The organism is Haloferula helveola (assembly GCF_037076345.1).
Classification (GTDB): Bacteria; Verrucomicrobiota; Verrucomicrobiia; order Verrucomicrobiales; family Akkermansiaceae; genus Haloferula; species Haloferula helveola.
The window spans coordinates 5,233,944-5,246,474 of the sequence record NZ_AP024702.1 but is presented as its reverse complement, the minus strand read 5'-3'; the positions used below and the strand labels follow the sequence as shown (position 1 = coordinate 5,246,474).

16 protein-coding genes and 1 tRNA gene are annotated in these 12,531 nt (G+C 63.3%); 10 read left to right on the top strand and 7 right to left on the bottom strand.

The window, feature by feature from the left end:
- The first annotated feature begins 80 nt into the window (after nt 1-80).
- Nucleotides 81-506 (top strand): DUF6941 family protein, encoded by a 426-nt coding sequence (locus HAHE_RS19980; protein ID WP_338686978.1) that lies wholly within the window; start codon nt 81-83, stop codon nt 504-506.
- The gene (locus HAHE_RS19975; protein WP_338686977.1) at nt 472-1,314 is read left to right on the top strand and encodes an SDR family oxidoreductase; all 843 of its coding nucleotides are present in this window, start codon (nt 472-474) and stop codon (nt 1,312-1,314) included. Before HAHE_RS19980 ends, HAHE_RS19975 begins: the two co-directional genes overlap by 35 nt.
- Here HAHE_RS19975 and HAHE_RS19970 read toward each other — a convergent pair.
- The 4 genes from HAHE_RS19970 to HAHE_RS19955 all read right to left on the bottom strand — a co-directional run bounded on the left by HAHE_RS19970 (nt 1,297) and on the right by HAHE_RS19955 (nt 4,486).
- Entirely contained in the window at nt 1,297-2,100 is an 804-nt protein-coding gene (locus tag HAHE_RS19970; protein WP_338686976.1) for an MBL fold metallo-hydrolase, read from the bottom strand. The two genes, HAHE_RS19975 and HAHE_RS19970, sit on opposite strands and share 18 nt — an antisense overlap.
- Nucleotides 2,097-3,005 (bottom strand): 4-hydroxythreonine-4-phosphate dehydrogenase PdxA, encoded by a 909-nt coding sequence (pdxA, locus tag HAHE_RS19965; protein WP_338686975.1) that lies wholly within the window; start codon nt 3,003-3,005, stop codon nt 2,097-2,099. Before pdxA ends, HAHE_RS19970 begins: the two co-directional genes overlap by 4 nt.
- The gene (locus HAHE_RS19960) at nt 2,974-3,993 is read right to left on the bottom strand and encodes a peptidylprolyl isomerase (RefSeq protein WP_338686974.1); all 1,020 of its coding nucleotides are present in this window, start codon (nt 3,991-3,993) and stop codon (nt 2,974-2,976) included. The genes pdxA and HAHE_RS19960 overlap by 32 nt, the downstream gene beginning before the upstream one ends.
- A gap of 127 nt (nt 3,994-4,120) precedes the next feature.
- Complete coding sequence (locus tag HAHE_RS19955; protein WP_338686973.1) at nt 4,121-4,486, bottom strand: hypothetical protein; 366 nt, start codon at nt 4,484-4,486, stop codon at nt 4,121-4,123.
- A gap of 122 nt (nt 4,487-4,608) precedes the next feature.
- On the opposite strand from HAHE_RS19955, the gene HAHE_RS21785 reads away from it, so the two are divergent.
- The 3 genes from HAHE_RS21785 to HAHE_RS19945 all read left to right on the top strand — a co-directional run bounded on the left by HAHE_RS21785 (nt 4,609) and on the right by HAHE_RS19945 (nt 6,902).
- Nucleotides 4,609-4,782, top strand: coding sequence for a CPXCG motif-containing cysteine-rich protein (locus HAHE_RS21785; RefSeq protein WP_353415570.1), 174 nt, complete (start codon nt 4,609-4,611; stop codon nt 4,780-4,782).
- Nucleotides 4,782-5,771 carry a glycosyltransferase gene (locus HAHE_RS19950; protein WP_338690831.1) on the top strand — a complete coding sequence of 330 codons (990 nt, stop codon included), beginning with the start codon at nt 4,782-4,784 and terminating at the stop codon, nt 5,769-5,771. Before HAHE_RS21785 ends, HAHE_RS19950 begins: the two co-directional genes overlap by 1 nt.
- Before the next feature lie 354 nt (nt 5,772-6,125).
- Nucleotides 6,126-6,902, top strand: coding sequence for an RNA methyltransferase (locus HAHE_RS19945; RefSeq protein WP_338686972.1), 777 nt, complete (start codon nt 6,126-6,128; stop codon nt 6,900-6,902).
- 3 nt (nt 6,903-6,905) lie between these two features.
- On the opposite strand, the gene HAHE_RS19940 is transcribed toward HAHE_RS19945, so the two are convergent.
- On the bottom strand, nt 6,906-7,817 hold the full coding sequence (locus HAHE_RS19940) for a nucleotidyltransferase family protein (protein WP_338686971.1): 912 nt from the start codon (nt 7,815-7,817) through the stop codon (nt 6,906-6,908).
- Nucleotides 7,818-7,944: 127 nt separating this feature from the next.
- Here HAHE_RS19940 and HAHE_RS19935 point away from each other — a divergent pair, with 127 nt between their 5' ends.
- From HAHE_RS19935 to HAHE_RS19915, 5 genes are all read left to right on the top strand, one after another.
- The gene (locus HAHE_RS19935) at nt 7,945-8,967 is read left to right on the top strand and encodes a thiamine pyrophosphate-dependent dehydrogenase E1 component subunit alpha (protein WP_338686970.1); all 1,023 of its coding nucleotides are present in this window, start codon (nt 7,945-7,947) and stop codon (nt 8,965-8,967) included.
- Complete coding sequence (locus HAHE_RS19930) at nt 8,964-9,932, top strand: alpha-ketoacid dehydrogenase subunit beta (RefSeq protein ID WP_338686969.1); 969 nt, start codon at nt 8,964-8,966, stop codon at nt 9,930-9,932. The genes HAHE_RS19935 and HAHE_RS19930 overlap by 4 nt, the downstream gene beginning before the upstream one ends.
- A gap of 5 nt (nt 9,933-9,937) precedes the next feature.
- Nucleotides 9,938-11,173 (top strand): dihydrolipoamide acetyltransferase family protein, encoded by a 1,236-nt coding sequence (locus tag HAHE_RS19925; protein WP_338686968.1) that lies wholly within the window; start codon nt 9,938-9,940, stop codon nt 11,171-11,173.
- Nucleotides 11,170-11,589, top strand: a complete 420-nt coding sequence (locus tag HAHE_RS19920; RefSeq protein ID WP_338686967.1) for a secondary thiamine-phosphate synthase enzyme YjbQ — start codon at nt 11,170-11,172, stop codon at nt 11,587-11,589. Before HAHE_RS19925 ends, HAHE_RS19920 begins: the two co-directional genes overlap by 4 nt.
- A gap of 92 nt (nt 11,590-11,681) precedes the next feature.
- Nucleotides 11,682-11,756, top strand: a tRNA-Thr gene (locus tag HAHE_RS19915).
- A gap of 48 nt (nt 11,757-11,804) precedes the next feature.
- On the opposite strand, the gene HAHE_RS19910 is transcribed toward HAHE_RS19915, so the two are convergent.
- Nucleotides 11,805-12,071, bottom strand: coding sequence for a hypothetical protein (locus HAHE_RS19910; RefSeq protein WP_338686966.1), 267 nt, complete (start codon nt 12,069-12,071; stop codon nt 11,805-11,807).
- Between the two features lie 60 nt (nt 12,072-12,131).
- Nucleotides 12,132-12,512: a hypothetical protein gene (locus HAHE_RS19905; RefSeq protein ID WP_338686965.1), complete on the bottom strand. Its 381-nt coding sequence runs from the start codon at nt 12,510-12,512 to the stop codon at nt 12,132-12,134.
- Nucleotides 12,513-12,531: the final 19 nt, after the last annotated feature.

The window sequence follows — 12,531 nt, the reverse complement described above, 5'->3', positions numbered from 1 at the left end:
GTCAGCCCGACGAATCGCCAAACACGGCGTGGCCGCTCCCGAAACCGGTTCCGCGGCCTTACCCAATCGCATTGCAATCCATGGATATTCAGATCGCTTCCCTTTGTGACTTCGCCGCCGACTACAACGGCAAGCTCGTGGTCACCGGCACTTTCGACACCCTCGCTGCCCGCGCGCTGCCCGTCGTGCACCCGATGTGCGCCCTGGCGCTCCGCTTCTGCTTCACGCAGGAAGACGCGGGTCGGCACAAGCTCTCGATCAACATCATCAACGAGGATGGTGAGCCGCTCGACGCGAAGAACATGCCGATCGAACCCGAGTTCGACGTGCAGCTTCCGCCCGACGTTCCGTTTCTCACGCGCAACCTCATCATGAACCTGCAGGGTCTCCGTTTCCCCTCGGCCGGCATCTACTCGGTCGATATCGGCTGCGACGAGGAACTGCTGATGCGCCTTCCGCTGCGGATCGTTCATGTCGAGCAGCAGCCCGCCAACGGGCAGGCCTGACGTGGAAGAACCGACGGTCCAGTACCGCTGCGGCCTGATCACCGGAGCTTCCTCCGGGATCGGTGCCGAATTCGCCCGGCAGCTGGCTCACAGCTGCCGGGTTCTCGTTTTGGTGGCGCGCCGGTCCGAAGCTCTCGAGGAGCTCGCGACCGAGCTCCGCCAGAGCAACCCCGACCTGACCGTCCGGTGCCTGCCAGCGGATCTAACGGATGACGGCCAGCGCCAGGCACTCGTCGGACGCATGCATCAGGCCTCGCTGGTCCCCGACCTCGTGATCAACAACGCCGGGATGGGGGACTACGGCGAGTTCGCGTCCTCCGAGTGGCCGAAGGTGGAAGCGATGCTCCGCCTCAATGTCGAAGCGCTGACCGCGCTGACCCACGCGTTACTTCCCGGGATGATTTCGACCGGCGGCGGGGCCATCCTGAACGTCAGCTCACTGGCATCACTGCTGCCCATTCCCGACTTCGCGGTGTATGCGGCGACCAAGGCCTACGTGACGAGCTTCTCGGAAGCGCTTCGGCTTGAGTTGAAGGATTACGGGCTCAGCGTCACCGCGCTTTGCCCCGGGCCGGTGCATACCGGGTTCGGCGATGTCGCCCGTCGCGGTGAAAACCGTCCCGACGAGCCGTTCCGCGAGTGGTTCTATGTCGATGCGCCGCAGGTGGTGGCCGAGGCACTGCAAGGTCTCGCACTCAACCGGCCACGGGTTTTCCCCGGCTGGAAGATCGCGGGTGCGGCCGTCTTGCTGGGGCTGCTTCCCATCGCCATCCTCCGGATTGCAATGGGATCAAGACCCCGTCGCTGAACCGGCAAGCCAGCGCGCGAGAAACGGATTCCGGCTCCGCTCAACACCGAGCGTCGTCGCCTGTCCGTGTCCGGTAAGAAGGACGACATCATTGGGGACGCTGCCCAAACCTTCGGCAATCGTGCGCCTCGCCATCGCATAGGCGTCCAGGTCCGGACAGCCGCCGGCCGAACCGGCGAACACGGCGTCACCCACCGCCACGCACCTCCCACCCGGCCAGTCGATCCGATAACCCAATGCATCCGGGTGATGGCCGGCGAGAGAGAACGCTTCGATTCGGAAAGCTCCAACACCAACCTGATCACCTGCAGTGATCCTTTCCCCGTCGGGAATGGAGACCGGCGCTACCAAGCGGTCGACCCTACTTCTGACCCCGGAAATTCCGCCGATGTGATCCCGGTGGGGATGCGTGATCAGGAGACACGAAACCGGCTCCTCCGGTAGGGCCGAGGCGAGGTCGGTGCTCCCCAAGCCGGCATCGACGACCAGCAAGGTCGCGCCGGAGCGAAGTGCCCAGGCATTCACGGTATCGTCTTCGAAAGGCAACTCGATCCGGGTCACTCCGGCGGGAAGCTCAGGCTCGGGGAACGCCTCCTGATATCGGGCGAGAGCGGGTCCGTCCAGCTTGAGGGCTGTTGCCAATGGTTCGGCGAGTGCGGGCTCGAACTCACCCTTGAGAAAGGCACCGAGTTCCTTCGAATCAACGCCGGACAGGTCACATGGAAGCAGGCCTTGCCCACGCATGGCCTTCGCGACGATGTCGGAAGCGGCATCGTAGATCTTCATTCGCGGGCGAGTTCGGCGGCCACGCACATCGCACGGATCATCGAATCGGGTCGAGCGATTCCCTTGCCGGCGATGTCAAAGGCCGTTCCGTGATCCGGACTGGTTCGCGGCTTCGGCAACCCGAGGGTAACGTTTACCGCGTTGTCGAAGTCGAGGAGCTTGAGGGGAATCAGTCCTTGGTCGTGATACATCGCGACGACGGCATCGAACTCGCCGCGGGCCGCGTCGCGGAAGATCGCATCAGGCACGCCGGGGCCAACGAATTCGCCGATTCCGAGTCCATTGAGTTCCTCAATCGCCGGCTGAATGATTCTCTGCTCTTCGTCGCCGAATTTTCCGTTCTCGCCCGCATGAGGGTTCAGACCTGCGACGGCGATTCGGGGTGGGGCACCTTTGCGCCGCTTGGCAAAATCGGCCAGCAGGCGACCGACTTGCACAATCATCTCGGATCGGAGTTGGCCGACTACTTCAGAGAGAGGAATGTGGATCGTGGCCAGACCAACGGTCAAAGACGCGCCTGATAGGCACATTGCAAAGCCCTCACAATTAGCATGTTCTGCAAAAAACTCCGTTTGTCCCGGAAACCGGAAGCCGGCACTCTCCAGCTGGGATTTCGAGACGGGCCCAGTGACCACTGCGGCAACATCGTCGTCATTCCGAAGCCGAGCCGCAGCACTCTCCAGTGCGGTAAGTGAGGCCCGTGCCGAGATGAGGTCCGGTTTTCCGATGATGGCGCCGTCAGACTCTCCAACGACCTCGAATTCGAAGTCTTCGGGGATCTGACCCGAAGCAAGTGCCTGATCGATCACCTCGGGGCCGATCCCTGCCGGGTCGCCGAGCGTAACGAGGATCCGGCGGCGCCCGGCCACGGTTTCAGTCGAGTTTGATGTCGACCTGCGCGTCATCGCGGAGGTCGGTGATCCACTCTTCGTAGCGCGTGGACGTCTTCTTCACGCGGACACGCTGCTCAATCAGATCGCGGATCTCACCGAGGGGCGGAGCGGGGCCTTTCTGGATGCTCTCGACTTTGGCGATCGTGAATCCGGCCGGGTCTTCGAGAGGTCCGAGAATCTTTCCCGGTTCGGCGTCGAAGAGGATCGCAGCGAACTCCGGCGAAAGGTCCGGACGTGCGACGTCTTCCTGCAGACCTCCCTTGTCGGCGAAAGCATCACCCGAGTGCTTCTGTGCGAGCTCACCGAAGTCGGCACCGACGCGTAACTCTTCGGCCAGAGTCTCGGCAAGTTGCAGCTGGGTCTCCGGAGTCGCGAGCGGATTGCTCGGATCCACGCGCGGAAGGAAGATCTTGCGATAGCTGATGACGTCCTTGTTCGTGTCGCGCAGTCCGTCCTTCGCTTCCTGGTATTCCTTCTGGATCTCTCCCGGCAGCGGTGGAGGCGCGTCCTTGAACTTCTCCTGGCGCATGGCTTGGACGATCAGCTTCTCGCGAGTGAGTTCCCGATAGCTCGCCATGCTCATCCGGGCCTTCGTCAACTCGTCCCTGAAGCGCTGATTGTCACCATTGTAGAGCTCGCGGACCTGACGCTCGATCTCTTGGTTCACCACACGGTCCGGCAGCTTGGCACCGAGCTTCTCCCGTTGCTTGAACTCGCTCATGATGAGCTCGCGGTCGACGAGTTCCTGAACGATCCCGTCGCGAGCCTCCTTGACCTGACGTTCGAACTCGGCGCCGCGGCGGGGGAACTCCGCCATCAGACGGGCGATCTCGGGTCCGAGCATCACGCCGACTTCCTTGGCGGTAATCGGACGGCCATTCACAACCGCGGCGATCCGGTTGACCTCGACAAGTCCGCTACGGATCGGCGGCGCTGCGGGAGGCTCCTGGGCAAGCGACGTGCCGAGGGCAACTAGGGGAAAGATCCAGAATCGGTTCATGGGGATACGGGGCGGGATCGTTTCCCGGCGGAGGGCCGATTGCAAGCGGCGAAAGGGCGGGCAAAAAAACGCCCCCGGACCGACATTGCGGACCGGAGGCGTGGTGAAACGATAAGTAGCGTGATGCTTATTCCGCGTCGTCGCCGGCAGGAGTCACGGCATCAGCGGCGTTGTTGAGAGCGTCGGCGGCGGCCTCACGGGCAGCGTCGGCGGCATCCTCAGCCGCTTCGGCGGCATCTTCGGCCGCTTCTTCCGCAGCTTCAGCGGCTCCCTCACCGGCAGCTTCCGCGGCCTCTGCGGCTTCGGCGGCAGCGTCTCCGGCAGCTTCGGCAGCAGCCTCAGCGGCTTCGCCAGCGGCTTCAGCGGCATCTTCAGCCGCGGCGGCGGCATCTTCCATCGCGGCTTTCGCATCTTCAGCAGGCTTCGGGTCCTCGGAGCAGGCGGCGAAGGCAAACGGAATGGCGGCAAGAAGGGCGTAGTCTCGGATCTTCATGGCATTGATTGGGGTTGTGTTGCGGAAGCAACGTTCAGACCAACCTAACATCGCATTTTGCAAAACGTCAAACGCGGGCTTCCGGCTCGCCTCAGGTCCCTTGTTTCCTAGGATCACAGGCCATGGAGCTGTGCTCGGTCCAGTGTCCCACCTGTTTTGAGTGGTTCGATGTGCTTTCTCCTCCGCCCGAGGAGCTTCCGGCCGAGGTGGACTACGATTGTGAGGTTTGCTGTCGCCCGTTGGTGATCCGGTTCGACTCCAACGGCGCCACCGCGCATGGGCTGGGGGACTCGTGATGATCTCGGTGCTGCTGCCGTTCCGGAATGCGTCTCCGACGATCTCCTCGGCGGTGCGGAGTATTCTCGGCCAGAGCCACTCCGACTTCGAATTGTTGGCAATCGATGACGGATCGGAGGACGACTCTTGTGCCCGATTAGGGGCGGAGACGGATCCGCGCATCAGGCTGATCCGAATGCCGACATCGGCCGGGATCGTTCCGGCGCTTCAGGCCGGTTTGGAGCAGGCGCGTGGAGAGTGGATCGCCCGCATGGATGCCGATGACATCTCCCATCGGGACCGCTTGAGCCTCCAGTTGGAAATCGGCGAGAGGAATCAACTCGATGTGGTGAGCTCGAAAGTTCGCCTCATCGATGCCTGCGGGCGGGGTATGCAGCGCTATGTCGAGTGGACGAACTCCTTGGTCGATTCCGATGCCATCGCAGCATCCAGATTCATTGAGTGCCCTGTGATCCATCCCAGCGTTCTCGTCCGGCGCGATGCTTTGCTGAAGGCGGGCGGATACGCCGATGTCCCGTGGGCCGAAGACCACGATCTCTGGCTACGCATGCTGGAGCGCGGGGGGCGGTTCGGCAGAATCCAGCGAGTCCTACTCGACTGGCGAGATTCTCCGCGTCGCCTGACCCGTAGCGATCCTCGTTACGGCGAGAGCGCGAGGACGGAGATGCGGTGCCACTACTTGTCCCGGCTGTCCGAAGTGAAACGCAGCGGGGTGGTCGTCGCGGGTGCAGGACCGATCGGCAAGCGTCTGGCTCGTGGGCTCATGGAGCGAAACGTGGCCGTCCACGGCTTTCTTGAAGTGCATCCCCGCCGTATCGGGGAGTCGATTCAAGGAGTGCCTGTGGTGGCGGCCGAAGAGTTGAATCAGCACTGGCCCGATGCCGTTGTTCTCGGCGCGGTGGGAATCGAAGGCGGTCGCGAGCAAGTCAGCTCGCTTGCCTTGGAACATGGCCGCGTTGAAGGGCACGACTTCTGGTCCGTCTGCTGAGCGGTGCCCTTCGCCCCCCGAAAAGGGGGGAGAGAAACCGCTGTGCCGTCCCCGGCGTCGTGAGCCACGTTCCGGTGTCTCAACAAGCGGGGCGGCTGATCGACTCCGAGTCTTCCTGAGAAGGCGTGACCATCGTCGATTTGGCAGCTTGATGCCCCATATTTAATAGAGTCGGTCCGGGCACTTTGCCGTAACGGACGAACACAGCAGTTGTAGGTATCCTCACGTTCCGGGCCTGTTTTGGCAAAGGAAATCGCCCCGGGCCGGGCACCGAAATGTGTTGACAGACGAGCTCATGCGTCACGGTTGATGAGCGGAGTGGACCTTGGTTCGGAGCACTGCTAATCCGGGCGCGTGGAGGCTGAAATCGAGTGGGTGAAGCAACTGCGGATCCAGATCCGGCAGCGGGTCGATCCGTGGGTGGTTCTCGAGGGTCGCCATGCGGTCGAGGGTGCGCTGGGCGGTTGGTGGGATGTCGCGGGTGTGCTTGCGGGAGAGGAGTGTACGTGGGATCCGCCGCAATGGAGTGGACTGGAATTGCTGCGTCGGCCACGCACGGAACTCGAGGAGCTCGCAGGGTATGCGTTTCACCGGGGTGTGATCGGTTTGGCGAAGCAACCGGAGGATACCGGTGACGTCGCGGCACTCATGGGCGAGCTTGGACCAGAAGCGATGGTGGTCGTCTGTCCGCGGCTCACGGACGCCGCCAACGCCGGCGCCATCATCCGGAATGCAGCCGCTCTCGGTGCGGAAGCGGTCATCTTCGGACACGAAGGGGTATCGCCGTTCGAGCGAAAGGCGGTGCGCAGTTCGGCTGGCGCGCTGTTCCGAATTCCGGTCAAGGTGGCGGACGCCGGACAGATCCTGCGTTGCCTCAAAGCAGGTGGCTTCTCATTGGCCGCGACGACGGGCGACAAACGCGCGACCGATCTCGCGACCTATGATCCTCCGGAAGGCCGGCTGGCCGTCGTCATCGGATCGGAAGCCGACGGGTTGGGTCAATTCTGGATGACCGCCTGCGACGACCACATCCGCATCCCGATGGCATCGGTCATGGATTCCATGAACGCGGCAGCCGCGAGTGCGGTCACCCTGTGGGAAATCCGCCGCGTGCGTGAGGAACGTCAGTGACCGTCAGGCCAGCGGAGTCGGGTAGACACCTTCCTCAACCAGCTTTGCGATGGACTCGACGACATGGGGCTTGTCGTCGGGATAGGTCACCCCGAACCACGATGCCGAAGTGTCGAGCACCTCGCAGTCGGCCGCGCCGTCGCGGATCAACTGGTCGACGACCGTCGGAATATAGCACTCCGATTTCAACTCGGAGCCCTTCTCCGTGAGGAACTTGATGAAGTGAGTTTCGAGTTGGGCGAAGTATTCCGGGGTGAAGCCCCAGAAGTTCATCGACACCGGGCTGTCTTCCGGGATCTCCAGGATCGAGCCGTCCATCCGTGTGCCGCGCACGTTGCCGTCATCGCCGCGTGCGATATCGACCACTTCCTCGACGTCGCTCAGCAGACTGCCGTCGGTCGTTTGGCAGATCCCGCGATTCACCGATCCGTGTTCCGACAGCGTATTGCGCAGGGGATAGCCGACCATGCAGTAGTGACTCTTCGCAGGGTCACTCCCGAGTCCGGCAAACCATCGTGCGATCACCTGATACGCGTCGGCACCGTAGAAGTCGTCCGCATTGATCACGGCGAAGGGTTCGTTGATCACGTCGCGGGCCGCACGAACGGCATGCGAGGTGCCCCAAGGCTTCACGCGGTCGGCCGGAACCTCGAATCCGTCGGGAAGATCGTCGAGCTTCTGGAAGGCGTACTCGACTTCGATCCGATCCGCGAAGCGGGCACCGACCCCTTCCTTGAAGGCTTCCGCGAAGTCCTCCCGGATTACGAAGACCACCTTGCCGAAACCGGCCCGGATGGCGTCGAAGACCGAGTAGTCGAGGACGGTTTCTCCATTCGGACCCATCGGATCCATCTGTTTCAGGCCCCCGTAGCGGGAGCCCATGCCGGCGGCGAGAACGAGCAGGGTAGGCTTCAAAATCGGGCGTAATTCGGGTTCGAGGCGGGTTATGGACGGCGGTGCGCCGGAATGTCCAGCACCGACCCGAAAATGCCCTGACTCAAACCCCTTGCGGCCCGGTCGCGGCGCACATTAGCCTCCCGGCGTGCCAGCCGATGCCGACGCCACCCCAGTCCGAGACGAGCGCGAGCACGCCCGGAAGGTATTCCGTGCGATGCTGGAGGCCCGCCAGCTGGAGACCAAGCTCTCTAGCATGTACAAGGCCGGCAAGATCGTCGGCGGCGTCTACCTCGGGAAAGGTCAGGAGGCGGTAAGCGCGTCGCTTGGCGGCGGCCTGAACTGGGGCACTGATGTGTTCGCCCCGCTGATCCGCGACCAAGCCGGCCGATCCGCTTTCGGCGAGGACATGCTCGACTGCACCCGGACCTATCTCGGCTCCTCTCTCGGACCGATGCACGGCCGCGATGGCAACATCCACCGCGGTCGACCCAAGGAGGGGCTTCTCGCGATGATCTCCCACCTGGGTGCTTCGGTCCCGGTGGTGGCAGGCGTCCTTCTATCCCGCCGTCTTCAGGGCAAGCTCGACGGTGTCGTGGGTGCCACATGCATCGGGGACGGAGGAACATCGACCGGTGCTTTCCATGAAGGACTGAACGCCGCGGCAGTGGAACGTCTTCCGATGGTGGTCGTGGTTGCCAACAACCAGTTCGCCTACTCGACCCCCAACGACCGACAGTTCGCCTGCGGAGACCTGCTTGATCGGGCCGTCGGTTACGGCGTCGAGGGCTCATCCGTCGACGGCACCGACTTCCTCGATTGCCTGCGCGTGATCGGTGGAGCGATCGACAGGGCACGGTCGGGCGCGGGTCCGCAGATGGTGGTTGCCCGGCTACTCCGGTTGAGTGGGCATGGCGAACACGATGATGCCAGCTACGTGCCGGACAAACTCCGCGCCGGCGGTTTGGGACGGGACTGCATGCAGGTTGCCGCGGCACAGATGATCGAGACCGGATATGCCACCGAAGGCGAGATTTCGGATTGGCAGACCGAAGTCGAGGACGCGGTCCAGTTGGCCATCGCGACCGCCCAGCAGGAACCGCCGCCGGATCCGTGGAAGGAACGGTGGGATGCGCGTTCGACCAAGCTTTCGATGGTGACCGAGGCATGAGCATTACCTACGTCGATGCGATTCGTGAGGCGCAGGACAAGCTCCTGCGGGACGACCCGCGCGTATTCCTTTACGGGCAGGACATCAGCCGCTTCGGCGGCGCTTTCAAGGCGACCAAGGGGCTTGCGGAAGCCTATCCGGGCCGCGTGCTCGACTCGCCCATCAGTGAGGACGCGATGATCGGCATGGCCATCGGCGCATCGCTCGACGGCATGCGTCCGATCGTGGAAATGCAGTTCGCGGATTTCTCGTCGGTCGCCTTCAACCAGATCGTCAACCAGGCCGGCACCCACTTCTACCGCACTGGTGTTCCCGTTCCGATCACCGTCCGCTTGCCATCGGGCGGAACTCCGGGATCCGGTCCGTTCCACAGCCAGAGCATGGAGGCGATCTACTCGCACTATCCGGGCTTGGTCGTGGTCACTCCGGCAACCGTCTCCGATGCCTACCACATGCTTCTGCAGGCGGTGGAGGTGGACGACCCGGTCATCTACTGCGAGCACAAGTTCCTCTACCGCTGGCTCAAGGCGAACTCGATCAATGGCGACGGTTTGCCGATCGGCAAAGCCCGCATCACCCGGCCCGGCAAGCACGCATCGATCGTGACCTACAGCGCGATGGTCCACGAGGCGGTCCGAGCTGCCGATCGCCTCCAGGAGGAGAGCGGCTGGGAGATCGAGGTCGTCGACCTGCGGACCGTCAAGCCGCTCGACATGGATACCGTGCTGGCGAGCGTCGCGAGGACCGGCCGTCTGTTGGCACTTGGCGAAGCCTTTCCTTGGGGCGGCGTGACCGCCGAGGTCGCATCGCGGGTCGCTGCCGAAGGTTTCCATCTCCTCGACGCTCCGCCAAAGCGCTTCAACTCGCGCGACACGCCGGTTCCGTATCACCCGAAACTCTGGGCCGCTCACCGCCCGACGCCGGAGTCGATCTGCGTCGCCATGCGCGAACTCCTTTCCTACTGAGACCCATGCCTACCGTTCCGATTTTCATGCCCCAGCTCGGCGAGTCGATCGCCGAGGCGACGATCATCCGGATCGACATCGAGCCCGGCCAGGAAGTTGCCGCCGACCAGGAGGTCATTGAGGTGGAGACCCAGAAGGCGACCATGGGCGTGACCACCCTGTGCAAGGGCACGGTGAAGGAGATCACCGCGAAAGAAGGCGAGACCTATGCGGTCGGCACCATGCTCGGCCTGCTCGAGGTCACCGATGAGGAAGTCACCAAGACCGGAGTCGAGACGCTTGAGTCCGCGGCCCAGAAGCGGGTCGCCGAAGCGGCTGCCCAACCCGATGAGGAGAAGAACCTCCACTTCGCGGTCGACAACGACAGCTACGAGGAGAAGCAGCCGGTGGTCGAGCCGAGTGTGCGCGGCCTGCCGGTGCCTGCCGGAGTCAAGGGAGCGCACTACATCTCGCCCCGGATGCGGGCGCGGATGGACGAGCTCGGACTTCGCGAGGCCGACATTTCCGCGATCGTCGGAACCGGTGCCGGTGGCCGGGTGACGGTCGAGGACCTTGAGAAGTTCCTCGACTACATCGAGACATGGCCGAGCAGCCACGCGTCGCCAATGCGGCTCGCGGTGGCCGATGCGATGCGTCGAAGCTGGACCCGTCCGCTCGCGACCGTGAGCCGGCCGGTTCGTCTGGACCGGGTGCTCGACCACCGGCGCCAACAGGATCCGAAGCCGGGACTGACGCTTTACGTGCTGCGGGCTTTCGCGATCGCGCTTTCCGAAGATCCCGCCAGCGCCGGTTTCCTGATCGGCGAACGTATCGTCCACCCGCGGGCATTCGACATCGGTGTGGCAGTTCAGGTCGATGACGGCGTTGTGGTGCCGGTGCTGCGGCACGTCGACACGATGACGCTCGGGCAATTGACCAACGCCTACGCCGACATGGTCGACCGCGCACGCCGCCGACGACTTGGAGAAGACGACACCCGTGCGGGGATCGCAACGGTGACCAATTTCGGAACTTTCGGCCTTACCCACGGCACGCCCATTCCCTTGCCGAACGAGACACTGATCCTCGGTCTCGCGGCCGGAGTGAAGAAGCCCGTGTGGAGTGAGGAAGTGGAGGCATTCGTCCCAGCGACCGAAGCGGAAATCATTGTCACCTTCGATCACCGCGTGGTCGACGGAGGCGGAGCGGGCTTGCTCCTGGCACGGATCGACCAACTCCTGCAGTCTCCCGAGAAGCTGTGAGTGCCAGCGCAGGCGATTTCAGCTACCGGACGCGCGGGAAGGGGACTTACGAGATCACCTCCGAGGTCGAGGAGATCGTCCGCGACAGCGGAATCCGGACGGGCACGGTTACCGTCTTTGTCCGCCATACCTCGGCCAGCCTCGTAATCATGGAGAACGCCGATCCGAGCGCCCGGCGTGACCTGGAGGCCTTCTTCGATCATCTGGTCCCCGAGGACACGCCGTATTTCGTGCACACCTACGAGGGGCCCGATGACATGCCGAGCCATATCCGTATGGCATTGACCCGCAGCAGCGAGGTGATTCCGGTCGTCAATGGCCGGATGGCTCTCGGAACCTGGCAGGGAATCTTCCTGTTCGAACACCGCCGCGCTCCCCACGAGCGCCGGATCGTGGTCGCGGTGACCGGGGAGTAGGGGCCGGGCTCGATACAGAGCGGGGGACGGCGCAGGAATTGCTTTACGCCGCCCCCCTACTTTGATTCATTCCCGCCCGCCCGAAGCGCAATGCCTGTGTAGCTCAGGGGTAGAGCAGCTCATTCGTAATGAGCAGGTCGTCGGTTCAAATCCGACCACAGGCTCCAGCTCCAGCGGTCCGTTCTCAACGAATCGCCGGCACTGGATAAAGCGGCTCAGCGGCCGCGGCGGTAGCCGGCATTGTAGCCCGCTTGGAACTCCTTCTTGGTCGAAGAGTTGTAGTAGTTGTTGTAGAGCATGAAGTTCGAATTGCGGCCTGCGCGCGCGTCCTTCCGACCGAAACCAAAGCCCTGCTCGTAGGCTTTCCTTTCGGCATCGTGGGACGCACCGATCGGCCCGGAGACGGGCGGGTAAGGATCCACGACACAGGAGCTGAGCGTGAGGACGGCGAAGGTCGAGATCAGGAGGCTGACAATTTTCATAGCGTCCCATACTTCGACCGATCGGGATCGCGGGCAAAGGAAAACTTGGGGTTTCTCCCGTCACTCGACCGAGTAAGGCCGTTCCGCGAGCCATGCCGCGAAGGTGGCCTCCTGATCGAACCCTTCAAGATAGCGGTTCGCCGGGTCGGAAGCGAGAAACTCCCGCCATTTGGGATGCTTCTGGACCGACTGATACTCCTCACGCAGCCGGGCGACAATTTCATGCGCCGCGCGCCGCTCTTGAAGCCGGGCGAAATCCGAGTCGTGGAGCCGCAGCTGTGCCGTGCCGCACCCGGGACAGACGAAAAGCCTCAGGTGATGCCGGGGCGCAAATTCGGCCCGGAGTCCGGAAGCGAGATCATCAATGGCCTGGCCATTGGTCTCGAATGACCGGACCCCGACAAATGCGAGTGGGGCCCCGCAGCTGGAACAGGTTGGCATCTGGAATTAGAATCGGAGA